Source organism: Dinghuibacter silviterrae (assembly GCF_004366355.1).
GTDB classification, from domain to species: Bacteria; Bacteroidota; Bacteroidia; order Chitinophagales; family Chitinophagaceae; genus Dinghuibacter; species Dinghuibacter silviterrae.
Genome location: NZ_SODV01000001.1, coordinates 1,920,373 through 1,945,920, shown reverse-complemented (window position 1 = coordinate 1,945,920; position 25,548 = coordinate 1,920,373). Strand labels below are relative to the sequence as shown.

Below are 25,548 nucleotides of genomic sequence, written 5' to 3'. Positions count from 1 at the left end.
CCATTTTTCTATGGTCAACGTATTCGACAAACAGTCCCGTGAATTCCAAGGCCGGCACATCGGCCCGGATAACCGGGAAGCCAGGCAGATGCTGGACGCCGTCGGCGTCTCCGATATTGATGACTTGATCGCCCGTACGGTACCGGGCGCCATCCGCATGGGCAAGCCCCTGCAGCTCCCGGCGCCCCTGAGCGAGGCTCAGCTTCTTACCGAACTGAAAAACAAGTCTTTACAAAACAAAGTCGTTCGCAACTATATTGGCCAGGGGTACTACGATACCCTTACCCCGAGCGTGATCCAGCGCAACATCCTGGAAAACCCGGGGTGGTATACCCAGTATACCCCCTACCAGGCCGAAATCTCCCAGGGCCGGTTGGAAAGCCTGCTGAACTTCCAGACGATGGTCAGCGACCTGACGGGTCTGCCGATCGCCAACGCCAGCCTCCTGGACGAGGCGACGGCTGCCGCCGAGGCCATGAGCCTGATGTTCCACCACGTCAACCGGACGGACATCATTAAGGCGCCCAGGTTTTTTGTGGAGGGCAAAGTATTGCCTCAGACCATAGACGTCGTCCTCACCCGGGCCAAGCCGCTGGGGATAGAAATTGTCATCGGCGATTTCGCAAAAGCGGGCATCGATGACACCTATTTCGGCGCCCTTCTGCAATACCCGGACGCCGAAGGCCGGGTCAGCGATTACCGCGCCTTTATCGCGGGCGTACACGGTGTAGGCGGTTTCGTGGCGATGGCCACCGACCTCCTGGCGCTGACCTTGCTGGCTTCCCCCGGTGAGCTCGACGCCGACATCGCCCTGGGCTCCTCCCAGCGTTTTGGCGTACCCTTGGGTTACGGCGGGCCGCACGCGGCCTTCTTCGCGACCAAGGACGACTTTAAACGGGGCATCCCCGGGCGGATCATCGGCGTCAGCATCGATGCCCAGGGCAACAGGGCCCTCCGCATGGCGCTCCAGACCCGCGAGCAGCACATCAAACGCGAAAAAGCCACCTCCAATATCTGTACGGCCCAGGCCCTGCTGGCCAATATGGCGGCTATGTACGCCGTGTACCATGGTCCCCAGGGGCTGAAGGACATCGCCACCCGGGTCACGATCCTGGCGCATACGCTGGCGAACGGCCTGCGCAAGGGCGGCGTCAAGGTGAGCCACGAGGTATTTTTCGATACGCTTACAATACAGGTGGCCGACCGGGAAGCCGTTCGCGCCAAAGCATTGCAAGCGAAAATGAACTTCCACTACCCGGCGGACGGCAGTATCGGGATCGCCCTCGATGAGACGACCACGCCGGAAGATGTGCAGGATATCCTCAGCGTATTCGGGGGTGCCTCAACGACGATGAGCGAACCGGCCTTCCCGGCCTACGCCGTCCGCCACACCGCTTACCTGACGCACCCGGTCTTTAACACACACCGGAGCGAAAGCCAGATGATGCGGTACATCAAACAACTGGAAAACAAGGACCTTTCCCTAAATACGTCGATGATTTCCCTGGGCTCCTGTACGATGAAGCTCAACGCGGCCACTGAAATGATCCCGCTGAGCTGGGCACACTGGAGCAAGATGCACCCCTTCGCGCCCCTCGACCAGGTGCAGGGCTATGCACAGATCGTCCGCGAACTCAGCGACTACCTTTGCGAAATCACCGGTTTTGCCGCGTGCAGCCTCCAGCCCAACAGCGGCGCCCAGGGCGAATACGCCGGTCTGCTGACCATCCGGGCTTACCTGGACGCGCAGGGACAGACACAACGCGACGTCCTGCTCATCCCCATTTCCGCCCACGGCACCAACCCGGCTTCCGCCGTCATGGCGGGTTTCAAGGTGGTCGTCGTCAAGGCGCTGGAGAACGGGTACATCGACGTGGACGACCTCCGCGCCAAAGCGACCCAGTACACCGACCGTCTGGGCGGAATCATGATCACCTATCCCTCCACCTACGGCATCTTTGAAGAAAGCGTCAAGGACATCTGCGCCATCGTGCACGAACACGGCGGCCAGGTTTATATGGACGGGGCGAATATGAATGCCCAGGTTGGGTTGACCTCCCCCGGTCTGATCGGGGCGGACGTCTGCCACCTGAACCTCCACAAGACCTTTGCCATCCCCCACGGGGGCGGCGGTCCCGGAATGGGCCCCATCTGCGTCGCCGCGCACCTGGCCGGACACCTGCCCGGGCACGTTTTCCTGAAAGGCGACAAGGGCCCCGACGGAGCTGTCAGCGCAGCGCCTTATGGTTCCGCCAGCATCCTGCTGATCAGCTATGCATACATCCGCATGCTGGGCGCGGAAGGACTGACCAACGCCACCCGTTTTGCGATCCTGAACGCCAACTATATGAAGGCGCGGCTGGAAAAAGACTACGACATCCTCTATACCGGCTCTAACGGAACCTGCGCCCACGAGTTCATCGTCGACCTGCGTCCGTTTAAAGCCGGCGCCGGGATCGAGGCCGAAGACATCGCCAAGCGGCTGATGGACTATGGTTTTCACGCCCCGACCATGAGCTTCCCCGTGCCGGGCACCATCATGATCGAGCCCACCGAAAGCGAGGACAAGGCCGAGCTGGACCGTTTCTGCGACGCCATGCTGTCCATCCGGCGGGAGATCGAAGCGGTGGAAACCGGGAAGGCGGACAAGGTCAACAATGCCCTGAAAAATGCCCCGCATACACAGGCAGTCGTCATCAGCGACGCCTGGGACAAACCGTATTCGCGGGAGCAGGCGGCCTTCCCCCTGGACTATGTACGTCTGAACAAATTCTGGCCCAGCGTAGGACGCATCAACAATACCTTCGGCGACCGCAACCTGGTGTGCACCTGCGAGCCGGTGGAGAGCTACGCCGAGGCTGTGGTCTAAGATGATCTTAAAGGACTATTACGCGACCCTGGGCATTCCGGTGGGATCCACCCCGGACGCCGTGAAAAAGGCGTACCGCCGCCTGGTGATGCGTTATCACCCCGACAAGAACGCCGGGGAAGCCGCCTACTTCCGGGAAATCCAGGAAGCGTACGACGTCCTTTCCGACCCCCTCCGCAGGGAAGACTATCACCAGCAAAGAAATCTTTGGAAAGCGGGTGGCAAAGCCTTTGAAGCACCTGGTCCCCTCACCCCGGACCAGGTGCTTCGCGAGGCCATCCGTCTGTATGAAAAGGTCCGCGCCATGGATCTTTATCGCATGGACCGGGAAGGGATCGCCCACGCGATCCGGCGGCTGCTGGACGACACCGTCCGCGTCGGTGGCGACGCCCGGATCGCCCACTTTCTCCTGTTGTCCGCAGCCCCCCTGGAACTCCGCCTGGTGCAGCCTTTCCGCGAGGCCTTTGAAAACCTGGCGGCCGGCGACCCGAGCGTTTTGGCGGAAATTGCCGCTTTTTATAAGAGGAAAAATAAGGAAGCGTGGGTCGCGCGTTACCAGACCCCGCTGCTGATTCTTGCCGCCCTGGCCCTTTGCTTTCTCGCCTACCTCCTCTCCCGCTAAAGGACCTTCAGGTAGTGCAGCCAGGCCTCCAATCCATTAAAGACGATTTGTCCCCCGATACACAAAAGGATAAACGAAAGCAACTTCATGACCACCCGCCGGATCTGGTCACTGAGCTTGCTCATGAAATAATCCGCGGAGGCAAAGCACACATAGATGGTGGCGGCAATCAGGAAAATGGAGATGATCGCCCCCGCATATTGCAACAGGTCGTTCCCCGGTGCATGCGTGACGTATTCCGCGCTGATGGTCAGGGTGATGGCGATGCTCCCGGGACCGATGACAAAGGGGAACGTCATGGGATAAAACGCCTGGTTCACATAGTCCGTTTCGGGGGTCAGCCGGCCCGCGATATATTGCTGTTTCTCCCCCCCGTCCGCAAGGTCTTCTTTGGAATTGATGCTGCGCCAACCCATGGCGACGATCAGCATCCCTCCGCAGACCTGGACGATGGGCACCGTAATGCCGAACAGTTTGAGCGCGTAGACCCCCACAAGGAGGACGATCAGGAGCAGGATCGAACTGTTGAAGGCAACCTTCCGGGCCAGCTTCCGGCGAAGGCTACGGCTGGCCGTGGGCGTGAGGTTGAGGAAAAGGATCCCCGACCCGATGGGATTCACGACCTGAAAAAGGGCCATGTAGGTAATGGGGATGATGGAGAAAAAATAACGCAGGATGTGCATGTTCATACGTCAATAAAACTATCGAGTTTGTCCACTTCCATGATCGTGGTCAGGCCGTCCTCGGATTCCCGGTACATGGGCGCAAACTTCACGTTGAATTTGATTTCCCGGTAGGTATAGGACGACCGCTGCTGGACGATGTTGGAATAGACGTCGTCAAATCCGCGGACCAACACATACACCTCCGCATCCGTGGCCTTCAGGTCATCCGCGGTAAAGCCAAACAGGGGGCTTTCGTCGTTGATAGGGTGGACGATCGTCCAGTTCATCGACAGCGAGTCAACGCGGTTTCTTTCCAGGGGCAGCGTATAAAACTGGAATTCCGGGGCCTTTCCACCCTGAACGGTGATCCCCATGGTCACCGATACTTCCGCGTTGGTCAGGTGGTGGTTCTCCTTATACGCAGCCACCCGGAACATCAGGGCGGTGATGTCCTTGTAAGGCCCAATGATGGCTTCCCGGCTAAAAGAGAGAAAGGACTTGGGTCGGGAAAACCGGCCGTAGATCAAGCCCGTGGCAACGGCCAGCGCCAATAAACCCGCCATGGATTCCAGGGCGGCAATGATATTGATCCCCACACTGACGGGATTTACCCGGCCGTAGCCGACCGTTGTAAAGGTCTCCGTACTAAAAAAGAACGCCTCCAACACGCGCGGGAAACCCGAATTCGCGCGGATACCGGTCAGCCCGTCCACCCCCACCAACAGGTACGCCCCCGTGAAGACGACATTGACCGCGAAATACCCCAACAGAATCAGACACGTGAACTTCCAGGCCGGCATGTTTAGCAGGAGGTAGTATACGCTTGTTCTTTTCCAAAAAGGTTGTCCCACCTTGCGCAGGTTAAAGGAGCCGTCCTTATTGATAAACCTCCCCCCATAGTTGCTGGCGCTGGTTCCAAAACCGGTGTCGTCATTGCGTCTTGAAAATGGATTGATGTTATAGCCGATTGCCATAATGCCAAAACTACAATATCTTTAGCAACATGAAACGTTTCCTATCCCTCATTACCCTTCTCGTCCTGGCCTTGTCCGGTCAAGCCCAGCAATATTATCTCCTGGTCGGCACGTACACCACGGGTACCAGCAAAGGCATATACGTATACCGGTTTGACGCCTCCACCGGGAAGACCACCCCGGTCGGCGAAACCGACGTGGAGAACCCCTCCTACCTTACGTTTTCTCCCGACGGCCGTTTTGTTTATGCCGTTAACGAAAACCCTTCGGGGACCGGTGGTGTGACCGCGCTTTCCTTCGACACCCTGACCGGCAACCTCCATTTGCTCAACCGCCAGTCGAGCGAGGGGGAATTCCCCTGTTATGTCGCTACGGACGCTACCGGTAAATGGATCACGGTCGCCAACTATGGCGGAGGTAACCTTTCCGCCTACCGCGTGGCGGACGACGGTTCCTTAGGAGGGTCCGCCCAGCTCATCCAACACGAGGGCAAGGGCGCCAACGCCAAGCGCCAGGAAAAGCCCCACGTCCATTCCACTGTTTTTACCCCCGACCAGCGCTACGTTGTCAGCGCCGACCTCGGCCTTGACAAGGTATACGTCTATAACTTCAACCCCGACATGGACGAGCCCCTGACGCCCGCTTCCACTCCCACGGTCTCCGTGCGTCCCGGCAGCGGCCCCCGGCACATCGCCTTCAGCCCCGATCATCGCTATATGTACCTGATCACCGAATTGTCCGGGGAAGTCCATGTTTTCGGTTATGCCAAAGGACGCTTCACCCCGATCGAACACGTCCCCACCGTGCTCAAGGATACCAGCGCCGACAAGGGCAGCGCAGACCTCCACCTCTCCCCCGACGGCCGGTTCCTTTATGCATCCGACCGGGGCAACACCAACGACATCGTCGTCTTCGAGGTCCATCCCGGGAGCGGGAAGCTCAAACGCGTCGGATCCGTGAGCTGCGGGGGCGTGACACCCAGAAACTTTACCATCGACCCCACGGGCCACTTTTTGCTGGTCGCCAACCAGAGAAGCGACAATGTGGTCATTTTCAAACGGGATATGCAGACGGGTCTGCTGACGCCGACGGGGGATCAGCTCCAGATCGGGAATCCGGTGTGTCTGAAGTGGTGGCCGGTGCCCTCGGCGCATTAGGCGCCTGCGGCCGACGCACTAAAAAATGAGCCCGTCCGGGCTCGTAAAAACGGTGACCTTTGCGCAAATATTTCACATGATCGCGACAAAAGCCTATGCCGCCCAAGCGGCCGATACCCCCCTCGCCCCGTTCTCGTTTCAACGCAGGGAGCCGGGTCCCCACGACGTACGCATTGACATTCTTTACTGTGGCGTTTGCCATTCGGATATACACCAGGTCCGCGACGAATGGGGCGGATCCATTTACCCCATGGTCCCCGGTCACGAAATCGTGGGCCGCATCTCCGCCGTCGGCGATCACGTCACCCGCTTCAAGGTAGGCGACCTCGCCGGTGTGGGTTGTTTTGTGGACTCCTGCCGCGTTTGTCCTTCCTGTCTGGCAGGGGATGAGCAGTATTGCGAAGAAGGCTGCAACCAAACCTATAACAGCTACGAGCGCGACAAAGTAACGCCGACCTACGGCGGGTATTCCTCCACCATCGTCGTGGATGAAAAATATACCCTGAGCGTGTCCCCTGCTTTGCCACTCGAAAAAGTGGCGCCCCTGCTTTGCGCCGGCATCACGACCTATTCCCCCTTACGCTACGTGGGCGTGACCAAAGGACAAAAGGTCGGTGTGCTGGGGCTGGGGGGTCTTGGCCACATGGCCGTCAAATTTGCCGCTTCCTTTGGCGCGGAGGTGACCATGCTGAGCACATCGCCCTCGAAAGAAGCCGACGCCAAAAAACTGGGCGCGCATAAATTCGCCCTGACCTCCGACCCCGCCCAACTCAAAGCCCTGCGCAATTATTTCGACTGCATCATCGATACGGTTTCAGCAGACCACGCTTATGCAACATACCTTGACCTTTTAAAAACAAACGGCACCTACATCCTCGTCGGCGCACCACCCACCCCCTCTCCGCTGCCCGCCTTCAGCCTGATTCCCAAACGTCGTAAGATATTGGGTTCCATGATCGGAGGCATACGCGAAACCCAGGAAATGCTCGACTACTGCGCCGCCCACCAGATTACTTCCGATGTGGAAGTCATTTCTATTCAAGACGTTAATCAAGCGTATGAGCGCATGCTCCGGGGCGATGTTCGTTACCGGTTTGTTATCGATATGGCCAGCCTGTAAATATTAAACTAAGTAAATGAACCTGGTATGTCATTGGCTACCAGGTTTTTTTATGCCCGGCACCGTCCAGCGTGTCGAAAGATATCCACAAGCATTAAACAAACAGGGGCCGATGCGGTCTATTTTAGGGCGCTCATGCAGCGTTTTTTTGCCTTTTTCTCACTATTTTAATAGGGGACTTAACCGCCCCACAAGGGATTGTACCCCCCTTTTTTGCTAATCAACGCTTCTCACCTATGCAGGAAAAACTGTACACGGATATCGAACTACTGGACAGACTGCGCTCTGATGACACTGGGTGTTTTGAGGAACTTTACCACAGACACTGGAGAATGGTCTATTTCTATGCCCTGAAAAAATTGCATTCCCGGTTGGACGCCAGACGGGTCGTCGTCCTGGTCTTTTCGGAGATCTGGAAAGAACGCTACCACATACCGGTGGAATACTCACTGCCTGTCCTGCTTTACCAAAAGGTAAGGGTTGCGGTCGTACACCAGCTACACCGCCGTTTAAACGACATTACGGGCACGCAATGGATCGATGGCTTTATATTGCCCTATTTCGGGGGCGAGCAACCCAACGTCGCCGACGAAAAGGTGTACGAGGAAATGGAAGCCCAGGAAGAAGCCTGGTCCATGATGATGCACCGGGACGTCGATAAGCCCGGCTGGAAACAATGGATGATGCAATTTGTCAAGGCTCCCGTCGACTGGTGGAACAAACCCTGGGTGATGGCGGGCCGGAACCACTGAAACCGCACCTCATGCAAAAAAAACATCTGAAACGCAAATTGGACCTGTACCTCGAAGGAAACGCCAGCCCTGATACCACAAAACAGGTGGAAGAATGGCTATCCGACACCGGCGGGCGCACCCCTTCCTTTCCCGAGCCCCTTCTCCAGGAGGAAGAACGCAGGATACTGGCGGATATACGCTCCGAAACGGAATACCCCCTTTTTTACCCCTCCCGGGAGGAAAAGGACCTTAAACAGGCGATTTTGGTCGGGGCCTTTGTTTGTTGCCTTTTTGTCGTCTTGCTGATGCTCTTACACCATTAATTAACGGGGCAAAGCCCTACCTTTGGGCCCTGTTTATCTTTTTATGCAAAAGAAGACGCCGAAGTACGTCCTTTACCTATTGATCCTTACCACCGGTCTCGCCTGTCACAAACAGGTCCTGGTGCAATACGTCGCCACCCCTGCCCAACGGGTCGTCCTCACCACCGATCCCACGCAGCCTGGCCTCCGTATTCCATCGGATTTCACCGGTTTGAGTTTTGAGAAAAATATCCTCCCCGGGGGCAACTATCTCAATACCGCCAACACGCCCCTGATCAAGATGATCAAACTCCTGGGCACGTACGGCGTCATCCGCATAGGCGGGAATTCGGTGGAAAAAGTATTTTGGCACTACCCCGCCGGCCCTCGTAATGGGTCCACCGATGTGGATACCATGTATACCACCGACGTTGTCACGTATACCGCCTTCCTGAAGGCCCTCGGCTGGAGAAGCCTCTATGGCGTCAACCTCGCCCAATCTACCGCCCAAATCTCTGCCAACGAGGCATTATATGCCCTTGACGCAGGAGGCACGTCCATCGAAGACTTTGAAATCGGGAACGAACCCGACCTCTATGCGTCCAATGGTCTGAAGGCAAGCACCTATACCATCACCAATTTTGAGTACGACTGGTTGAATTACTATACGGCGATCCATTCCGCTACCGTTGACCGGGCCACTTTTGACGGACCGGCCACCGCTGGCCACCTCTCCAGCTGGTTCCTTCAATTTGTCAACGTGAACAGCAAGCGGATTTCCCTGGCCACCAATCACTATTACAAGATGGGACCCCCCACCGACCCCTCCGTGACGGTGACCAACCTGCTGGCCCTTGACCCCAACCTGGTCAAAGACATGACCACGGCGGTAGCTGCCGCCCGGAGTGCAGGTATCTCTTTTCGTGTAGCGGAATGCAACTCCGTGTATGACGGGGGTAAGAATGGCGTCAGCAATACTTTTGCCAGCGCCCTTTGGGGACTGGATTATATGTACACCCTGGCCTCGCTGGGCGTTGCAGGGGTCAACTTTCACGGGGGCACCGGCGGCTATTACAGTCCCATCCTCTTAAGCAAAACAGGCGCCGAACTCAAACCGTTGTATTACGGCATGCTTTGTTTCCAGTTGGGCTGCCAGGGCCGTTTCCTGCCCCTCAGCCTGTCCACGCCGGGTGCCATCAACCCTTTGTTTTCCGCGTACGCCGTCCTTCTGGACAACGGATACACCGCCATCACCTTTGTCAATAAAGACCCCGCCAACAACGCCGACATTACCCTTCATACCGGGACCCCGCTGACGTCGGCCACCTATACCACCCTCACCGCCGCTTCGCTCACCGCTACCTCCGGGGTCACCCTCGGCGGCGCCAGCGTGAAGTCCGACGGAACTTACGCTGGAGCTAAGTTTGGGGGTCTGCCGCATGGCGGGGATTCCGTGCTGGTGTCGGTGCCGTATTCCTCTGCGATGGTGATCATGTTGAAATAGCGGCGCCGCCGCCCTCCCCCAAAAGACGAGGCCCCTCCGAGAACGGAAGGGCCGGTAAACGATTGCTTGCTATGATAGTCTGTCGCAGTTACGGACGGGATCGAACCGTCGTAGGAGGTCTTGCAAACCTCTGCCTATCCCCTCGGCCACGTAACTCATGTGTCGCGGGCGTTTCATTGGAGCGCCTTTGATAGTGCAAGGTTAGCTCAATCTTATTAGTCTACCAAATTTATAGAGTATTATTTTTTATTTTCTTCTTGCAAAACCAACCTTATTTTATTAGTTTCAGGATGTTAGCTCCTTGGAAAACACCCTTCTAGCGCTGTTTGCTATGGACCTGAAGAAATATTACGAACTGGCTCGACGTATACAGGAACAGGGCGGCCCCGGCAAGGCACCGGCCTTGATTGCCCAGGCAGAAGACCTGGAAGACAATATCCTGGCACAGTACGGCCTTCCACCCTCCCGGAGATTCGTCCGGATATTACACAGCATGCACCGGCATAAAAAGCTATCCGAACAAATGCTCGACAAAGTGCGGGAACGTTTGAAGGAAGCTGCGGAAGACTATCTCCTATCCTCGCCCCTGCCCGATGAACAAGTCCTGTCCGAGGCGAAGCGAAGACACCTGAGCGCCCTTGATGTCCTTCCGGAATTGGGCATGCCGACACAAGAGTACCTCGTTTTTGTCTACAATCATTTTTGCACCCGCCGGGGTGTTCATGTCCCGCAGGTCATACAGGAGTTCCGCCTGCTCAAGGAACACCGCATCCTCCAGGATATCGCCGAACTCAAAGAAGCCGGCGGACGCCGGAACAACCCGTTGTACCGCCAATTAAAAGCCCATGGCCTCCAGTTCCTGGATGCCTTTTTGAAAAAGCAGAAAGAAACGGATCCGACCAACCGTCAGGAAATGGAACGGCAATTGAAACAATTGATGAACATGGCCGCCTCCTCTTATCTCCAGTACCTCCAGTTGCGGAGCCATGGGATGAAGGATGCACAGGCCAGGCGGCATGTAGGGTTGGAAGACGAGGTCTTTTACAGGATTGCGCTGTACACGTTTATGCTCCAGAAGTAGATCCGCCTATATTCTTGAGCATATCCACCGTCATGCGTTCGAGGTCATACCCGGGCGCCCATCCCCAATCTTCTCGGGCGGCACCATCGTCAATGCTGGACGGCCAGCTGTCGGCGATCTTTTGACGGAAGTCGGGTGCGTAGCTAATAGCAAAAGCAGGCAGGTGTTTCCGGATGGCCTCCCCGATCTCTTTCGGTGAGAAACTCATCGCGCTCAGGTTGTAGGACGACCGCACGGAGATCCGGTTTGCGTCGGCCTCCATCAGCTCGATGGTGGCGCGGATGGCGTCCGGCATATACATCATCGGGAGATAGGTATCCTCTTTCAGGAAGCATTCGTACTTGCCTTCCCGGAGTGCGTCCTGGTAGATCTCGATGGCGTAGTCGGTCGTGCCACCCCCGGGCGCGGATTTGTAGCTGATCAATCCGGGATAGCGAAGGCTGCGTACATCCACGCCGTAACGATGGTGGTAGTATTCACACCAGCGTTCCCCCGCCAGCTTGCTGACCCCGTACACGGTGGTGGGCTCCATAATGGTATGCTGGGGCGTTTGTTGTTTGGGCGAGTTGGGACCGAAGACGGCGATACTCGAAGGCCAGTAGATCTTGTGCAGTTTTTCTTCCTTCGCGACTTCGAGGACGTTGAGCAAACTCTGCATGTTGAGGTTCCAGGCCAGGGGCGGGTTCTTTTCCCCCGTTGCCGACAGGATGGCCGCGAGCAGGTAAACCTGTGTGATGTTGTAGCGCAACACCAACACGTGAAAGGTTTCCTTGTTCATGATGTCCATGGGGATGTATGGCCCCGTATCCTTGAGCATCGGGTGTTCTTCCCTGAGGTCGCTGGCGATCACGTTCGCCCCTCCGTACATCTTGCGCAACTGCAGGGTGAGCTCCACACCGATTTGCCCGCAAGCGCCTACTACCAGTATTTTTTCGGTCACCATAAGGGTTGCAAACCTAAGAAAATATCCTGAAGTCCCCTACCTTTACTCCATGATACCTAATTTTTTGCAAGACCTTTTCCAGGGCCAATCTTATGACGAACGGAGCTTTTTCCTGATCGCCGGACCCTGTGTCGTCGAAGGCGAAGAAGTGCTCACCGAAGTCGCCGAAAAGGTCAGCACGATCTGCCGGAACATGGGTATTCCCTATGTGTTTAAATCCTCCTATCGTAAGGCCAACCGGACCAGCGCTTCGTCGTTCACCGGCCTGGGCGATGAAACGGCCCTGAAGTTATTGCAGAAGATTGGAAAGACCTACCACCTGCCAACGGTGTCGGACATCCACGCGCACGACGAGGCCGCCATGGCCGCGGCTTATGTGGACATGCTCCAGATCCCTGCATTCCTTTGCCGGCAAACAGACCTGCTCATTGCCGCGGCACAAACGGGTAAGGTGGTCAATGTGAAAAAGGGACAATTCCTCTCAGGGGAAGCGATGAAGTTTGCCGCCGAAAAGATCCGCAAGGCGGGCAATGAGAAGGTGATCCTCACGGAACGCGGAAACAGCTTCGGCTATACCGACCTCGTCGTGGACTACCGCAACATCCCCTGGATGCAGGCACACCAGGCGCCCACCGTCATGGATTGCACCCACTCGCTACAACAACCCAACCAGTCCTCGGGCGTAACCGGCGGAAACCCGGCCATGATCGGCACCATCGCCAAAGCTGCTATCGCCGTGGGCGCCGACGGGCTTTTTATAGAAACCCATCCCGAGCCCTCCAAGGCCCTGAGCGACGGGGCCAACATGCTCCGGCTGGACCACCTCGAACCCCTCCTGGCGCAATTGGTTAAAATAAGGAAAGCACTGTTCTGATGGAATGGACACAAGACGGGTATACCCTATCCACCGATAAGACCCGGCTGGATGTGGAAGCGATTCATCATTTCCTATCTACCGAATCGTATTGGGCACTTCACATCCCCCGGTCCATCGTGGAGCGGGCGATCGAACACTCCCTTTGCTTTGGGATGTATGACGGCCCCGCCCAGGTGGGGTTCGCCCGGGTCGTTACGGACACCGCGACCTTCGGGTACCTCGCGGACGTCTATGTCCTCCCCGCGCACCGCGGCAAAGGCCTCTCCAAGTGGCTCATGGCCTGCATCATGGCCCACCCCGACCTGCAGGGGCTCCGCCGCTTTATGCTCGGCACCCGGGACGCCCACGGATTGTACGCGCAATACGGCTTTACGCAGTTGAGCCGGCCGCAGCGGCTGATGGAGGTGCTGAAGATCGACCCCTACGGGCCGCCCCCCTTGCACGGTTCGGCATAATTATTTATCTTCTAACCTAAAAAACATCATTGCCATGATCCCGATGCATGAACTCAAGGCCGGGGACATCGTCCGTGCCAAGTACGACGGCGGTTCCGTACCAGGTAGCGTTGTCCAATTCGACAGGGAAAATAACCAGGTCTGCGTCATCACCAACGACGACCAGGAATGCTGGTACGAGCCGGATGAATTGTTTCCCATACCCGTCGACCAAAAGGTCCTGGAAAACCTGCAATTCAAACCGGACGGCGGCCCGGATCCCGACGGATCCATCACCTACCTCCGGGGGCCCTTCAGCATAAAAGTCTACGACCCCGGCACCTTCCAACACATGACGCTCCAATACCGCAGCGAACAGCCGCGGAAGCTCCACGAGGGGCTGGCGCTCCACGAACTCCAAAATCACTATCTCTCCATGACAAACGTGCACCTCGTCGACCGCGCGGCGCTGGAACACTAAGTATCTAGCCGATTTCGATCCCCAAGCGGCCCTCACACACAGAACCGAGAAGCCCCCGGCACCGAACCGAGGCCACCCGGCTAGGCCGAGGGGGGGTGTGTAAATTCCATTCTTTTCCGCAGAAGATTTGAACGACGCCTATCGTGTTTAAACTCTGCGGAAAAGAATGGAATTTACACACCCCCCCTCGGCCTAGCCTAGCACGTTTAGGTGCGAAGCCTGGCGGTAGCGGGACGTACCGATAGCGAAGCCCGGCGGCAACGGGCTCACCGAACACCGAAAACCGGAACACCGGAAAACGAGGAGCATACGCCCGTTAGGGCTGGCTTAGAGCCATTTTATGGGGTTGCGACGCGCGCTCCAGATGTATTGCTTGATGTTCATCCAGAAGGCGAAAAACAGGTAGAACAGGATGGGGGAGCCCATCGTGAGAAAGGTCAGATAGATAAAGTACATCCGGATGGTGGACGTGGCAACGCCCCACTTTTCACCCAGGTAGGTACAGACCCCAAAAACTTTCCATTCAATGAAATCTTTCAGGCGGTTCATGCCGGCAATTTAAAAAAAAAAGGCCAGACGGCCCAGGACCATGAACGGGCGGAACCCCATTTTTTGTAACTTCGCAGCGCCTTGTATGGGCTAATAAATTATGTATCATGGTTTTTGACTTGGACCTCATCAAGAAACTGTACGCCGGGCTCCCCGCCAAAATTTCCGCAGCGCGTACAAAGACCGGACACCCCTTGACGCTTGCTGAAAAGATTCTTTACTCCCACCTGTGGGAGACCCCTACCCACGCCTTTGTCAGGGGCAAAGACTACGTTGAATTCGCACCCGACCGGGTCGCGATGCAGGACGCAACCGCCCAGATGGCGCTGTTGCAGTTTATGACCTGTGGCAGGGACAAGGTAGCAGTGCCGTCGACGGTACACTGCGACCACCTGATCCAGGCGAAAACGGGTGCCGCCGAGGACCTGGCCACCGCCAAAGACGTCAACCGTGAAGTATACGACTTTCTTTCTTCCATCTCCGATAAATACGGGATCGGCTTCTGGAAGGCCGGGGCCGGGATCATCCACCAGGTGGTCCTTGAAAACTATGCATTCCCCGGCGGTATGATGATCGGAACCGATTCCCATACCCCCAACGCAGGCGGCCTGGGTATGATTGCCATCGGGGTCGGTGGCGCCGACGCGGTGGACGTCATGGCCGGTTTGCCCTGGGAGCTGAAGATGCCCAAACTGATCGGTGTCCGCCTGACCGGCAAGCTGAACGGCTGGTCCAGCGCGAAGGACATTATCCTCAAAGTAGCCGGTATCCTGACGGTAAAAGGCGGGACCGGGGCTATCGTGGAATACTTCGGTGAAGGCGCGGACAGCCTCAGCGCCACCGGTAAGGGCACCATCTGTAACATGGGCGCGGAAATCGGTGCCACGTGTTCGCTCTTTGCCTACGACGAAAGCATGGCGAAATACCTGACAGCGACCGGCCGGGCCGAAGTAGCCGCCCTGGCGGACGGGGTCAAAGAGCACCTCCGCCCGGACGCGGAAGTCTACGCCGATCCTTCCAAATACTACGATCAACTGATCGAGATCAACCTGAACGAGCTCGAACCGTATGTCAACGGTCCCTTTACACCCGACCTGGCCTGGCCCATCAGCAAGTTTGCCGAAGCCGTAAAGGCCAACAACTGGCCGGAAAAGCTGGAAGTAGCCCTGATCGGTTCCTGCACCAACTCCTCGTACGAAGACATCAGCCGCGCAGCCTCTATCGCCAAACAGGCGACGACCAAAGGGCTGAAGGCAAAAAGCGAATACACCATCACCCCGGGGTCCGAACAGGTCCGTTTTACCATCGAAAGGGACGGCCTGCTGGATACCTTCGAGGCCATCGGCGGGGTCGTGCTGGCCAACGCCTGCGGCCCCTGTATCGGTCAATGGGCGCGCCACATCGATGACCCCAACCGGAAGAACTCCATCATTACCTCCTTTAACCGGAACTTCGCCAAGCGCAACGACGGCCTTGCCTCGACCCACGCCTTTGTGGCGTCCCCCGAGATCGTTACCGCTTTGGCCATCGCCGGCGACCTGACCTTCAACCCGCTCAAGGACAAGCTCACCAACGAAAAGGGAGAGCAAGTCCTGCTGGACGAACCCCAGGGCTATGAGCTGCCCCCCAAAGGTTTTGCCGTGGACGACCCCGGTTACCAGGCGCCCGCAAAGGACGGTTCGAAGGTGGTTGTAATGGTGGCCCCCGATTCCCAACGTCTCCAGCTCCTGGAACCCTTTGCCGCCTGGGAAGGCACCGACCTGAAGGGTCTCCGCCTCCTGATCAAGGCCAAGGGCAAATGTACCACAGACCACATCTCGATGGCCGGTCCGTGGTTGAAGTTCCGTGGTCACCTCGACAACATTTCCAACAATATGCTCATCGGCGCGGTCAATGCCTTTAACGACAAGACCGACTCCGTCAAAAACGAGCTCACCGGTGCGTATGGACCCGTACCCGCCACCCAAAGGGCCTACAAAGCCAAAGGGATCGGCACGGTCGTGGTCGGGGATGAGAACTATGGCGAAGGCTCCAGCCGCGAGCACGCCGCCATGGAACCCCGTCACCTGGGGGTCCGCGCCATCCTCGTCAAGTCCTTTGCACGCATCCACGAAACCAACCTGAAAAAACAAGGGATGCTGGCGCTGACTTTTGCTAACAAAGAAGACTACGAAAAGGTCAAGGAAGACGATACCATCGACATCACCGGTCTGACGTCCTTTGCCCCCGGCAAGCCCCTCACCGTGGTCCTGCACCACAAGGACGGGAGCACCGACAACGTGACCGTCAACCACACCTACAACGAGCAGCAGATCGAATGGTTCAAGGCCGGTGGCGCGTTGAACGTGATCCGCAGCCAGGTAAAGAAATAAGCGCTTGTGCGACATAAAAAAGCCCGCCGGGATCACCTGGCGGGCTTTTCGTTTGGACGCCGGTGCGTGCTAGCGCAACCCGGTGACCCGCGTCGGCGTATCCACCCCCTGCACAATGCTCACGGAGCTCAACGCGATAGACCGGATGATCCGGGTCATATTCTCCATATCCAAGGTAGATATCTCGTCCCCTTGTTTATGGTAATAAGGTTCGTTATCCATTTTCGACGTGGAAATGGTATGGGCGGGCACCCCTACGCTGGCCAGGGAGGCGTTGTCGGACCGGAAAAACAGGTTCTGGGTCGTATAGGGGTCCGGGTAGAATTGAAACCCGGTGCCTTCAAGGTTCTTTTGAAGGATCTTCCCGAAGTCGGTCCGTTTGTACCCGGTGATGTAGGCCGAATTCGCCCCCCATTTGCTGGTGGTGCCGATCATTTCGATATTGAACATGGCCACGACGGTGGCCGGGTCCCATTGGGTGGCAAAGTATTGGGAGCCGTATTCCCCGATTTCCTCGGCGGTAAAGGTGGCAAATACGATCGTCCGCTGGTTGTCGTGACGGGCCGCAAAATAATGCGCCAGGGTCAGTACCGCAGTCGTCCCGGAGGCGTCGTCGTTGGCGCCGTTATAGATGGAATCGCCCTTCGCGTCGGGCTGGCCGACGCCCAGGTGGTCATAGTGGGCGGAGAACATGACGTATTCCCGGGCCTTTGGTCCGTGACCCGGCAGCATCCCTACTACGTTCCGGAGCGGTTTCCCTTTAATGACGCTGTGTATGTGGAGCGAAAGGCTGGCCGGCGTCCCGGTAAAGGGGACCATCACGAGGCTGTAGGGGGAGTAGAAATGGCCGTTCAGGAAGCGGCGGTTGCGCCGGATCGTTTTGGCGGAGATGGTGTCCAGGAGGACCAGGACGTTGCTGTGCCCGGCCCGGAAAGCCCTGATGACTGCGCCTAGGGAATGCGAGGCATCGACGCTGACGACCTGGGCGCTGTCCAGGATTGTCCAATCGAGGTCCGGGTGGGACGTCATCACGCCGATCCCTTCCGGGTCGATCGCCGTCCCGTTGAGGGTGACGGCAATGGTATCCGGTGTCACGTTGAGCAGGGAAAAGTCCTGGAAATAGCTGTTCCCCTGGCCCGGCTTCAGACCCGCTTCCCTGAAGCGGCCGGCGATATAATCGGCCGCGCGGTTGATGTCCGGGGTAAAGACTGCCCTGCCCCTCATGGCGTCGGAAGAAAGAAAGGCCTCCGTCCTGGTGACGTCGGCAACAGTAATGGCGGTATCGTGTTTCTGTGCCCGGAGACCAGGGCAGGCCAGCACGCCGAGGCAAAGCAGGGGGATCTTGCAGTTCATGAAATCAAATTTAAGGTATTGCTTCGAACCATACCGGGTCCTTATTCTCCGCGGTCCCGTTGTAATTGATGGTGAGCTCCTCCCCCGCGGCGATAGGCACCACCGTTTTGACAAAGATGATTTCTTCCGCATAGTCCATGAAGTACTCGCAGTTGGAGGGCGACCGGTGGTTGTACATCGATACGAAACCCCAGGCCACACAGCATTTGTCCTTTTGTTCGCCCCATTCGAAGATATAGTCGTGCAGCAGGGTCTGGTCCAGGAGCTTCCGTTCCTCCCCGGACAGCACCAGCACGGGGGAGACCTCCACGATGGTGTCGGCCGGCAGGGCATCGCGGGTGTATACCCCCCTTCCCCGGCCCTCGCTGGGTGCGATATAGAGATAGGCTTGGATCATGGGGCAAAGATATACGCCCTTAACAGAGGATTTAAACTTGCAAATTGCGGAAGGATACTATTTTTGCCCAAAAGCCCCGCGGTATGCCCCAACAGGACGAATCCAGGTCTCTCCAGGAGCAATTTGAACAAGTGATTGCCACCGGCGACAAGCTGCAGATCACCGATTTCTTAAACGACCAGAACATCTCCGATGTAGCCGAGCTGATTTATGACAACCCCGACTACGAGAGCCAGATCATCGGCAACCTGTCCATCCATCGGGCTTCCTCCGTTTTCCGTATCCTGGACGTGGCTTCCCAGAAGAGCATCATCAAGGAGCTGCCCCCCTTCAAAACGGCCGAGCTGCTCAACGAACTGCCCGCGGATGACCGGACGTCTTTCCTCGAAGAGCTGCCCTCCGGCGTCGTGAAGGAATTGATCCGGTTGCTGGACCCGGAGGAGCGAAAGGTGACTTTGTCCCTGCTGGGTTACCCCGAAGGCAGCGTGGGGCGTCTGATGACACCCGACTATATCGCGGTCAATGTCGACTGGACGGTGCGGGAGGTCCTGGATCATATCCGCGAGGAAGGTAAACACAGTGAAACGATCGACGTGATCTACGTCATCGACGAGAAAGGTGTGTTCCTGGACGACATCCGGATCCGGGAATTCCTGCTGGCCTCCCCGGACAAACTGGTCAGCGACCTCGTGGACGGACGATACATCACCTTACACGTCAACGATGAACAGGAATCCGCCTACCAGGTGTTTAAAATGAATAACCGGGTGGCATTGCCTGTCCTGGACGACAACGACGTCCTGCTGGGGATCGTCACCATAGACGACGTCCTGTGGGTGGCGAGTGAAGAGTTCACCGAAGACATCCAAAAGATCGGGGGTACCGAAGCCCTCGACGAACCTTACCTGGAAATCGGGATCATCAAGCTCGTCCGGAAACGCGCGGGCTGGCTGATCATCCTTTTCCTGAGTGAAATGCTCACGGCCACGGCTATGCAACACTACCAGGATGAGATCGCCAAGGCGGTCGTCCTGTCCCTCTTCATCCCCCTCATCATGAGCAGCGGCGGTAACAGCGGGTCCCAAGCCTCCACCCTGATCATCCAGGCCATGGCCCTGGGCGAATTAACCCTAAACGACTGGTGGAAGGTCATGCGCCGGGAATTGCTCTCGGGTGTCATCCTCGGTGCCATCCTTGGTTCGATCGGATACCTGCGCATATTTTTGTGGCAAAACCTCCACATCTTCAGCTACGGCGCCTATTGGTCCCGGCTGGCGACGGTCATTTTCTTCTCGTTGATCGGCATCGTGCTTTGGGGAAGTCTGATGGGCTCCATGCTGCCCATCATCCTCAAACGGCTCAGGCTCGACCCCGCGACGTCTTCCGCTCCTTTTGTGGCCACGCTGGTGGACGTGACCGGGATCGTCATATATTTTTCCGTGGCGTACATATTCTTTAGGGGAATATTGTTATAATAGACTTTTGCTTACATTCGCCCTATGTGTGGAATCGTTGCCTATATAGGCCACCGGCAGGCCTACCCTGTGATCCTCAAAGGGCTCAAGCGCCTCGAATACCGGGGCTATGACAGCGCCGGCGTTGCCCTGGTCAACCACGGGCTTCATGTATACAAGAAAAAAGGAAAAGTCGCGGACCTGGAAGAAAACCTGGTCGGCAAGAACCTCCAGGGAACTATCGGGATCGGTCACACGCGCTGGGCAACCCATGGAGAACCCAGCGACCGTAATTCTCACCCGCATACGTCGACCAACGGCAAGCTGGCCATGGTCCATAACGGGATCATCGAAAACTATGCCCCCCTCAAACAGGAGCTCCTCAACAAGGGGTATACCTTCTCCAGCGATACCGACACCGAGGTCCTGCTCAAGTTCATCGAGGACATCCAGCTCAACAACGAATGCGGTCTGGAAGAAGCCGTCCGGATTGCCCTGAGACGGATCGTGGGCGCCTATGTTATCGTCATCGTGGACCAGGACCATCCGGATACGCTGATCGCCGCCCGTAAAGGCAGTCCGCTGGTCATCGGGATCGGCAAGGGGGAACACTTCCTTGCGTCCGACGCCTCCCCCATCGTAGAGTATACCAAGGAAGTGGTCTATGTGAACGACTACGAAGTGGCCATCATCCGGCCCGACGAGCTGATCCTCAAAAACCTCGGCAACGAACGCCAGACGCCTTTTATCACGAAGCTCGACATCGAGCTGGCCGCTATAGAAAAGGGGGGATACGATCACTTCATGATCAAGGAGATCCACGAACAGCCCCATACCATACAGGATTGTCTGAGGGGGCGTCTCGATCCCGCCGCCGGCACCATCACCATGGCGGGGGTGGAGAATCACCTTCAGCAATTGATCAACGCACCCCGGATCATCATGGTCGCCTGCGGGACCAGCTGGCACGCGGGTCTCGTGGCGGAGTATGTCTTCGAGGAGCTTTGCCGTATTCCTGTCGAGGTAGAATATGCGTCCGAGTTCCGGTACCGCAATCCCATCATCCATAAAGGGGACGTGATCATCGCGATCTCCCAAAGCGGGGAAACCGCAGACACCCTGGTGGCCATCGACCGTGCCAAGGAACAAGGCGCCACCATCTTCGGGATTGTGAACGCGGTGGGGTCTTCCATTGCCCGGCTTTCTCACGCCGGCGCCTATACGCACGCGGGTCCCGAGATCGGGGTGGCCAGCACGAAGGCCTTTACGGCGCAGTTGGCCGTCCTGACCATGATGGCGCTAAAGGTGGCCGCTGCCAAAGGAACCATCGATGTAAAACGCTACCAGCATTTGTGCGCCGAGCTGGCGGCCATTCCGGAAAAGGTGGCCCTGGTCCTGCAAAAGGCCGCGGACGTCAAAAAGATCGCCGCCAGGTACAAGGATGCGCGTGACTTCCTCTACTTAGGCCGTGGCTACAACTTCCCGGTGGCCCTCGAAGGCGCCCTTAAGCTAAAAGAAATTTCCTATATACATGCCGAAGGGTATCCAGCAGCGGAGATGAAACACGGACCGATCGCCCTGGTGGACGATCAGTTGCCCGTTGTCTTCGTAGCGACAAAGGATTCCTATCACGAAAAGATCGTCAGCAACATCCAGGAGATTAAAGCCAGGAAGGGCATCGTGCTGGCGATCACCAGCGAAAGCGACGAGGTCATCCCCGCGATGGCGGACGACGTCTTTGCCGTTCCCGAAGCAGACGAGATCGTAGCCCCGATGTTGAGCGTCATTCCCCTGCAACTGCTGTCCTACTATGTGGGCGTAGCCAAAGGATTTGACGTGGACAAACCCCGCAACCTTGCCAAAAGCGTTACCGTGGAATAACTTCCCATGAATAACATCAGCAAGCATCCGCTATCGAGCCTTGGTTATCATTTCATCCCCGCGGAATACCTTCCACAGGGGAAGGATGAATATCATTTGAGGGATATACAGAACCGGAGCGGCATCAGCTACCGGCACCTCAATGCGCACGAGATAGAAGTCCTGGTGCGTAACCGGAATCAATCCGACGACTGGAACAAGATCCTGGTCTCCGATGCCTTCAACCCCGAGCTCGTCAAAAACTGCAAGTTCTACGGGCTGATCCGCATCGGCAAGCTGGAACCCTGGTACCTGGAGTTCAAGAACCTGCGCCGCCCCGTGGGACTGTACAACAGCACCATCTGCAGTTGCGACCTGGGAGACAACGTCGTCATCGACAACGTGAACTATCTCTCTCATTATATCGTGGGCAACGACGTCCTCCTCGTCAATGTCGAGGAACTGGCCACGACCAACTACGCTAAGTTCGGCAACGGGATCGTCAAGGTCGGCGAACCCGAAGAGCGCCGTATCTGGCTGGAGATCTGTAACGAAAACGGGGGCCGCAGCGTCATCCCGTTTAACGGGATGCTGCCCGGTGACGCCTACCTATGGTCCCGTTACCGCGACGACGATATGGTCCAGGAACGGTTCAAAGCATTTACGGAGAAAAAATTCGACCGCCAGCGGGGTTACTATGGCAAGATCGGCCACCGCACCGTGGTCAAAAACTGTAAGACGATCAAGGACGTCTGGATCGGCAGCGACGCCTATCTGAAGGGCGCCAACAAGCTCAAGAACCTGACCATTAATTCGTCGGCCGACGCGCCTTCCCAGATCGGCGAAGGCTGCGAGCTTGTCAACGGGATCATCGACTATGGCTGCCGCATCTTCTATGGCGTCAAGGCCGTGCGTTTTGTCATGGCGTCCCATTCCCAGCTCAAATACGGCGCCCGCCTGATCAATTCTTACCTCGGCAACAACGCCACGATTTCGTGTTGCGAGGTCCTGAATTCCCTGATTTTCCCCGCACACGAACAACACCACAACAATTCGTTTCTCTGCGCGGCCCTGGTGATGGGCCAAAGCAATATGGCCGCCGGGGCCACCATCGGCTCCAACCACAACTCCCGGAGCCCGGACGGGGAACTCGTGGCCGGCCGGGGCTTTTGGCCGGGCCTTTGCGTCAGCCTCAAACACAATTCCCAATTTGCCTCCTTTGTGATCCTGTCCAAGGGAGACTACCCGGCGGAGCTGCGTATCCCGTTGCCCTTTGCCCTGGTGTCCAACGACGTGTCCAGGGACCAGTTGGTCGTCATGCCGGCCTACTGGTTCCTGTACAATATGTACGCCCTTGCCCGGAACAGCTGGAAATATACCGACCGCGACAAACGCACGGAGAAAATCCAGCACCTGGAATACGACTACCTTGCCCCCGATACCATCGGCGAGCTGGTCGAAGCCCTTCGCATCCTGGAGGAGAGCACCGGCAAGGCATGGCTCCGCGCCGGCGAAAAATTGGGCCCCGGCGGCAAAGGCGACCCCACGGCCACCGGCAAACGCCTGCTGGAAAGCGGCAGCCCGGAGCTGAAATCCCTCGAAATCCTGGGGGAAGGGTTCGAACATTCACCCCGCAAAACCGTCCTGGCCAAAGTACCCCAGGCCTACGCCATTTTTAAGGACCTGATCAAATACCACGCGGCCCTGCAACTGATCCATTTTTTCCAGAGTAATACCACCGCCGGCCTCGACGATGTAAAAGCCCTGCTATCCCCCGCCCCTCGCCTTCAGCGCTGGCATAATGTGGGCGGGCAGCTCATCGACCAGGACAGCATGGATACGTTTCGCCGGCAAATGCGCACGGGGGAGATCAAATCCTGGGAAGACGTCCACGACTTCTACCGCCGTTGCGGAGAAGCCTACCCCCAGGCAAAGCTGCTCAATGCCCTGGCCGCCTGGAGCGAAGTGTTCGGGGTATCGCTCCGGGACCTCGACCGGTCCCGCGTCATCTCCCTGTTGTGGGAAGCCGTGGATACGAAGACCTGGATGGTGGAGGGCATTTACGCCTCCCGGGAAAAGGACTATTCCAATCCCTTCCGGGGGATGGTCTATGCTTCGGACGACGAAATGGAGGCCGTAATCGGACGGCTGGAGGACAACGGCTTTATCGCGCAGGAAAGAAAAAACCTGGAGGCGTTTGCGCTCCAGGTTGAAGGCCTTGCGGCCAGGTTGCGTTAAGGCGCGGCCCCCCGCTTACGCGATCTCCAGGAAAAACTTTTCCTTCGGGCGCCGTACTTTCTTTTGGTTTACCAACCAGTCCTGCGCTTCGTCGCGGTAGCCCAGCGTGAGGATCGTATAGCTGCGCAAGCCTTTCTCCTTCAAACCCAACAGCTCATCCAGGGCGGGGCCGTTAAAGCCTTCCATGGGGGTGGCATCCACCCTTTCCATGGCCGCGGCGGCGATGGCGGTGCCGAAGGCTAAGTAAGCCTGACGGGCGGCCCAGTTGTGGTTCTCTTCTTCCGGCCGGGCGAGGATCTTCTCCTTATAGTTTTTCATGGCATCCAGGCTTTCGACGGGTACCCCGCGCTGGTCGGCCACATCCTGTATATATTCGTCAAAACGTTCCCCGGTGACCTTGTCCCAGGCGGCAAAAATCAGTAAGTGAGAAGCCTCCGTGATTTGGGGCTGGTTAAATGCGATGGGTTTGATTTTCTCCTTGAGTTCGGGGCTGTCCACCACGATGACATTGTAGGGTTGCAGCCCCACCGAGGATGCAGACAGGCGGGTGGCTTCCAGGATATTATCCAGTTTGGGCTGTTCTACCTTGCGCCCATTCATTCTTTTGGTGGCGTACCGCCATTGGAGTGCTTCTATTAAGCTCATAGTGTTATAATTTCTAACGATGTTAGTATTTAAAGAAAAAAAATTTTATCCTCCGACCAATGCATAGATAAACCCTGCAACCGTATCCTTTAGGATGGCCAACCCCTGGTCGATGTCCGGTTTTACCAAGGCAGCCATCGCGGCCCCGCCTTCGCAGGGTTCTTTCTCACAGGGAACCTTGAACATCCGGATGAAAATGATTCCGTGGAGGATCGACCAATAAGACTGGAATTTCAGGTCCACGCTCGCACCCGGGTGCTTACCGGTTTCGATCGCTTCCCGGATAACCCCTTTGACCATATCCCCAAAAGTGCCAATATCGTCAATGAGCCTGGCCATGGTGCAGTTGGGTATTCCCAACCCGAACATCAACCGGTACAGCTCGTGATTTTGCCCGGCAAAGTCCCAATAGGCCAATGCCATGGCGTCCAGTTGTTCCGCCGGGGAGTGGTGCCGGTCACGAGCCGCCTGCATTTGCTCCCTTAACAGCCGGTACCCTCTCTGGATAAACTCCATGAGCAGGGCTTCCTTGCTTTCGAAGTGCGTATAGATCACGGGGACGCTGTATTCGATCGCGTCCGCCACCTTCCGGATGGACAACGCATTGACCCCCTCCTCCTGGATCTGTCTCCAGGCGGTCTCCAGGATCAAACCCCGGATCTCTTCTTTTTGGCGGTATCTGCGTTCTGCTATGCCCATTACTTAATCTAACGTCGTTAGCAAAGGTAACACTAATTTGCTTTCAACGTATCAGGGGAGGCATTTATCATAGAATCGGAGGAAATCCGGGCCGAATCGGCGGCCACGCCCGTCTTTTGGGGGACCGTCGTATCGGAGCCCTGGTTCCCGTTGTCACCGGCGGTCTGGCAGGCGCCAAGACCGGCACACATCAGTGTCACAAACACGATTTTTTTCAT

Annotated in this window: 24 protein-coding genes; 15 read left to right on the top strand and 9 right to left on the bottom strand. The window is 57.1% G+C overall.

Features of this window, described 5'->3' with window-relative positions; translation table 11 throughout:
• The first annotated feature begins 10 nt into the window (after nucleotides 1-10).
• On the top strand, nucleotides 11-2,869 hold the full coding sequence (gcvP, locus tag EDB95_RS08740) for an aminomethyl-transferring glycine dehydrogenase (RefSeq protein WP_133992688.1): 2,859 nt from the start codon (nucleotides 11-13) through the stop codon (nucleotides 2,867-2,869).
• 1 nt (nucleotide 2,870) lies between these two features.
• The gene (locus EDB95_RS08735) at nucleotides 2,871-3,491 is read left to right on the top strand and encodes a J domain-containing protein (protein ID WP_133992686.1); all 621 of its coding nucleotides are present in this window, start codon (nucleotides 2,871-2,873) and stop codon (nucleotides 3,489-3,491) included.
• Here EDB95_RS08735 and EDB95_RS08730 read toward each other — a convergent pair.
• Both EDB95_RS08730 and EDB95_RS08725 read right to left on the bottom strand, forming a co-directional pair.
• A complete protein-coding gene (locus tag EDB95_RS08730; RefSeq protein ID WP_133992684.1) occupies nucleotides 3,488-4,180 on the bottom strand; it encodes a MarC family protein in 693 nt (230 codons plus the stop codon). The two genes, EDB95_RS08735 and EDB95_RS08730, sit on opposite strands and share 4 nt — an antisense overlap.
• A complete protein-coding gene (locus EDB95_RS08725) occupies nucleotides 4,177-5,130 on the bottom strand; it encodes an ion channel (protein WP_133992682.1) in 954 nt (317 codons plus the stop codon). Before EDB95_RS08725 ends, EDB95_RS08730 begins: the two co-directional genes overlap by 4 nt.
• Nucleotides 5,131-5,159: 29 nt before the next feature.
• Between EDB95_RS08725 and EDB95_RS08720 the strand changes: the two genes are divergently transcribed.
• The 6 genes from EDB95_RS08720 to EDB95_RS08695 all read left to right on the top strand — a co-directional run bounded on the left by EDB95_RS08720 (nucleotide 5,160) and on the right by EDB95_RS08695 (nucleotide 11,028).
• On the top strand, nucleotides 5,160-6,287 hold the full coding sequence (locus tag EDB95_RS08720) for a lactonase family protein (protein WP_133992680.1): 1,128 nt from the start codon (nucleotides 5,160-5,162) through the stop codon (nucleotides 6,285-6,287).
• A gap of 76 nt (nucleotides 6,288-6,363) precedes the next feature.
• Nucleotides 6,364-7,407, top strand: a complete 1,044-nt coding sequence (locus EDB95_RS08715) for an NAD(P)-dependent alcohol dehydrogenase (RefSeq protein WP_133992678.1) — start codon at nucleotides 6,364-6,366, stop codon at nucleotides 7,405-7,407.
• Between the two features lie 236 nt (nucleotides 7,408-7,643).
• Entirely contained in the window at nucleotides 7,644-8,159 is a 516-nt protein-coding gene (locus EDB95_RS08710; protein ID WP_133992676.1) for an RNA polymerase sigma factor, read from the top strand.
• A gap of 11 nt (nucleotides 8,160-8,170) precedes the next feature.
• Nucleotides 8,171-8,464, top strand: coding sequence for a hypothetical protein (locus EDB95_RS08705; RefSeq protein ID WP_133992674.1), 294 nt, complete (start codon nucleotides 8,171-8,173; stop codon nucleotides 8,462-8,464).
• Between the two features lie 43 nt (nucleotides 8,465-8,507).
• The gene (locus EDB95_RS08700) at nucleotides 8,508-9,947 is read left to right on the top strand and encodes a glycosyl hydrolase family 79 C-terminal domain-containing protein (protein ID WP_133992672.1); all 1,440 of its coding nucleotides are present in this window, start codon (nucleotides 8,508-8,510) and stop codon (nucleotides 9,945-9,947) included.
• Between the two features lie 331 nt (nucleotides 9,948-10,278).
• Nucleotides 10,279-11,028 carry a hypothetical protein gene (locus EDB95_RS08695; protein WP_133992670.1) on the top strand — a complete coding sequence of 250 codons (750 nt, stop codon included), beginning with the start codon at nucleotides 10,279-10,281 and terminating at the stop codon, nucleotides 11,026-11,028.
• Here the strand turns inward: EDB95_RS08695 and EDB95_RS08690 are convergent.
• Complete coding sequence (locus tag EDB95_RS08690; protein ID WP_133992668.1) at nucleotides 11,012-11,971, bottom strand: NAD-dependent epimerase/dehydratase family protein; 960 nt, start codon at nucleotides 11,969-11,971, stop codon at nucleotides 11,012-11,014. The genes EDB95_RS08695 and EDB95_RS08690 overlap by 17 nt on opposite strands.
• Nucleotides 11,972-12,020: 49 nt before the next feature.
• Between EDB95_RS08690 and kdsA the strand changes: the two genes are divergently transcribed.
• From kdsA to EDB95_RS08675, 3 genes are read left to right on the top strand one after another with little or no spacing between them, the layout of a single operon-like run.
• Entirely contained in the window at nucleotides 12,021-12,845 is an 825-nt protein-coding gene (gene kdsA, locus EDB95_RS08685) for a 3-deoxy-8-phosphooctulonate synthase (RefSeq protein WP_133992666.1), read from the top strand.
• Nucleotides 12,845-13,303 (top strand): GNAT family N-acetyltransferase, encoded by a 459-nt coding sequence (locus EDB95_RS08680; protein WP_133992664.1) that lies wholly within the window; start codon nucleotides 12,845-12,847, stop codon nucleotides 13,301-13,303. The genes kdsA and EDB95_RS08680 overlap by 1 nt, the downstream gene beginning before the upstream one ends.
• Nucleotides 13,304-13,337: 34 nt before the next feature.
• Nucleotides 13,338-13,763: a hypothetical protein gene (locus EDB95_RS08675; protein ID WP_133992662.1), complete on the top strand. Its 426-nt coding sequence runs from the start codon at nucleotides 13,338-13,340 to the stop codon at nucleotides 13,761-13,763.
• Nucleotides 13,764-14,090: 327 nt separating this feature from the next.
• Here EDB95_RS08675 and EDB95_RS08670 read toward each other — a convergent pair whose 3' ends face one another.
• The gene (locus tag EDB95_RS08670; RefSeq protein ID WP_133992660.1) at nucleotides 14,091-14,312 is read right to left on the bottom strand and encodes a PspC domain-containing protein; all 222 of its coding nucleotides are present in this window, start codon (nucleotides 14,310-14,312) and stop codon (nucleotides 14,091-14,093) included.
• 107 nt (nucleotides 14,313-14,419) lie between these two features.
• Here EDB95_RS08670 and EDB95_RS08665 point away from each other — a divergent pair, with 107 nt between their 5' ends.
• Nucleotides 14,420-16,684 carry an aconitate hydratase gene (locus EDB95_RS08665; protein ID WP_133992658.1) on the top strand — a complete coding sequence of 755 codons (2,265 nt, stop codon included), beginning with the start codon at nucleotides 14,420-14,422 and terminating at the stop codon, nucleotides 16,682-16,684.
• Between the two features lie 69 nt (nucleotides 16,685-16,753).
• On the opposite strand, the gene EDB95_RS08660 is transcribed toward EDB95_RS08665, so the two are convergent.
• Together EDB95_RS08660 and EDB95_RS08655 are read right to left on the bottom strand one after the other, a co-directional pair.
• Entirely contained in the window at nucleotides 16,754-18,037 is a 1,284-nt protein-coding gene (locus tag EDB95_RS08660) for a M28 family peptidase (RefSeq protein WP_162852522.1), read from the bottom strand.
• A 10-nt stretch (nucleotides 18,038-18,047) separates the two neighbouring features.
• On the bottom strand, nucleotides 18,048-18,434 hold the full coding sequence (locus tag EDB95_RS08655; protein WP_133992654.1) for an SET domain-containing protein-lysine N-methyltransferase: 387 nt from the start codon (nucleotides 18,432-18,434) through the stop codon (nucleotides 18,048-18,050).
• Nucleotides 18,435-18,517: 83 nt separating this feature from the next.
• Here EDB95_RS08655 and mgtE point away from each other — a divergent pair, with 83 nt between their 5' ends.
• Genes mgtE through EDB95_RS08640 form a run of 3 tightly spaced genes read left to right on the top strand, consistent with a single transcriptional unit; the run spans nucleotide 18,518 to nucleotide 23,986 of the window.
• A complete protein-coding gene (gene mgtE / locus EDB95_RS08650; protein WP_133992652.1) occupies nucleotides 18,518-19,909 on the top strand; it encodes a magnesium transporter in 1,392 nt (463 codons plus the stop codon).
• A gap of 24 nt (nucleotides 19,910-19,933) precedes the next feature.
• Nucleotides 19,934-21,769, top strand: coding sequence for a glutamine--fructose-6-phosphate transaminase (isomerizing) (glmS, locus tag EDB95_RS08645; RefSeq protein ID WP_133992650.1), 1,836 nt, complete (start codon nucleotides 19,934-19,936; stop codon nucleotides 21,767-21,769).
• A 6-nt stretch (nucleotides 21,770-21,775) separates the two neighbouring features.
• A complete protein-coding gene (locus EDB95_RS08640) occupies nucleotides 21,776-23,986 on the top strand; it encodes a DUF4954 family protein (RefSeq protein ID WP_133992648.1) in 2,211 nt (736 codons plus the stop codon).
• 15 nt (nucleotides 23,987-24,001) lie between these two features.
• Here the strand turns inward: EDB95_RS08640 and EDB95_RS08635 are convergent, their stop codons facing one another.
• Genes EDB95_RS08635 through EDB95_RS08625 form a run of 3 tightly spaced genes read right to left on the bottom strand, consistent with a single transcriptional unit; the run spans nucleotide 24,002 to nucleotide 25,548 of the window.
• Nucleotides 24,002-24,631 (bottom strand): nitroreductase family protein, encoded by a 630-nt coding sequence (locus EDB95_RS08635; RefSeq protein WP_133992646.1) that lies wholly within the window; start codon nucleotides 24,629-24,631, stop codon nucleotides 24,002-24,004.
• A gap of 45 nt (nucleotides 24,632-24,676) precedes the next feature.
• On the bottom strand, nucleotides 24,677-25,330 hold the full coding sequence (locus tag EDB95_RS08630) for a TetR/AcrR family transcriptional regulator (RefSeq protein ID WP_133992644.1): 654 nt from the start codon (nucleotides 25,328-25,330) through the stop codon (nucleotides 24,677-24,679).
• Nucleotides 25,331-25,362: 32 nt separating this feature from the next.
• The gene (locus EDB95_RS08625) at nucleotides 25,363-25,548 is read right to left on the bottom strand and encodes a hypothetical protein (RefSeq protein ID WP_133992642.1); all 186 of its coding nucleotides are present in this window, start codon (nucleotides 25,546-25,548) and stop codon (nucleotides 25,363-25,365) included.

Excerpts from the sequence above, each read along its gene's own strand:
- gcvP (WP_133992688.1), top strand. The coding sequence starts at position 11 with ATGGTCAACGTATTCGACAAACAGTCCCGTGAATTCCAAGGCCGGCAC.
- EDB95_RS08735 (WP_133992686.1), top strand. The coding sequence starts at position 2,871 with ATGATCTTAAAGGACTATTACGCGACCCTGGGCATTCCGGTGGGATCC.
- EDB95_RS08730 (WP_133992684.1), bottom strand. The coding sequence starts at position 4,180 with ATGAACATGCACATCCTGCGTTATTTTTTCTCCATCATCCCCATTACC.
- EDB95_RS08725 (WP_133992682.1), bottom strand. The coding sequence starts at position 5,130 with ATGGCAATCGGCTATAACATCAATCCATTTTCAAGACGCAATGACGAC.
- EDB95_RS08720 (WP_133992680.1), top strand. The coding sequence starts at position 5,160 with ATGAAACGTTTCCTATCCCTCATTACCCTTCTCGTCCTGGCCTTGTCC.
- EDB95_RS08715 (WP_133992678.1), top strand. The coding sequence starts at position 6,364 with ATGATCGCGACAAAAGCCTATGCCGCCCAAGCGGCCGATACCCCCCTC.
- EDB95_RS08710 (WP_133992676.1), top strand. The coding sequence starts at position 7,644 with ATGCAGGAAAAACTGTACACGGATATCGAACTACTGGACAGACTGCGC.
- EDB95_RS08705 (WP_133992674.1), top strand. The coding sequence starts at position 8,171 with ATGCAAAAAAAACATCTGAAACGCAAATTGGACCTGTACCTCGAAGGA.
- EDB95_RS08700 (WP_133992672.1), top strand. The coding sequence starts at position 8,508 with ATGCAAAAGAAGACGCCGAAGTACGTCCTTTACCTATTGATCCTTACC.
- EDB95_RS08695 (WP_133992670.1), top strand. The coding sequence starts at position 10,279 with ATGGACCTGAAGAAATATTACGAACTGGCTCGACGTATACAGGAACAG.
- EDB95_RS08690 (WP_133992668.1), bottom strand. The coding sequence starts at position 11,971 with ATGGTGACCGAAAAAATACTGGTAGTAGGCGCTTGCGGGCAAATCGGT.
- kdsA (WP_133992666.1), top strand. The coding sequence starts at position 12,021 with ATGATACCTAATTTTTTGCAAGACCTTTTCCAGGGCCAATCTTATGAC.
- EDB95_RS08680 (WP_133992664.1), top strand. The coding sequence starts at position 12,845 with ATGGAATGGACACAAGACGGGTATACCCTATCCACCGATAAGACCCGG.
- EDB95_RS08675 (WP_133992662.1), top strand. The coding sequence starts at position 13,338 with ATGATCCCGATGCATGAACTCAAGGCCGGGGACATCGTCCGTGCCAAG.
- EDB95_RS08670 (WP_133992660.1), bottom strand. The coding sequence starts at position 14,312 with ATGAACCGCCTGAAAGATTTCATTGAATGGAAAGTTTTTGGGGTCTGT.
- EDB95_RS08665 (WP_133992658.1), top strand. The coding sequence starts at position 14,420 with ATGGTTTTTGACTTGGACCTCATCAAGAAACTGTACGCCGGGCTCCCC.
- EDB95_RS08660 (WP_162852522.1), bottom strand. The coding sequence starts at position 18,037 with ATGAACTGCAAGATCCCCCTGCTTTGCCTCGGCGTGCTGGCCTGCCCT.
- EDB95_RS08655 (WP_133992654.1), bottom strand. The coding sequence starts at position 18,434 with ATGATCCAAGCCTATCTCTATATCGCACCCAGCGAGGGCCGGGGAAGG.
- mgtE (WP_133992652.1), top strand. The coding sequence starts at position 18,518 with ATGCCCCAACAGGACGAATCCAGGTCTCTCCAGGAGCAATTTGAACAA.
- glmS (WP_133992650.1), top strand. The coding sequence starts at position 19,934 with ATGTGTGGAATCGTTGCCTATATAGGCCACCGGCAGGCCTACCCTGTG.
- EDB95_RS08640 (WP_133992648.1), top strand. The coding sequence starts at position 21,776 with ATGAATAACATCAGCAAGCATCCGCTATCGAGCCTTGGTTATCATTTC.
- EDB95_RS08635 (WP_133992646.1), bottom strand. The coding sequence starts at position 24,631 with ATGAGCTTAATAGAAGCACTCCAATGGCGGTACGCCACCAAAAGAATG.
- EDB95_RS08630 (WP_133992644.1), bottom strand. The coding sequence starts at position 25,330 with ATGGGCATAGCAGAACGCAGATACCGCCAAAAAGAAGAGATCCGGGGT.
- EDB95_RS08625 (WP_133992642.1), bottom strand. The coding sequence starts at position 25,548 with ATGAAAAAAATCGTGTTTGTGACACTGATGTGTGCCGGTCTTGGCGCC.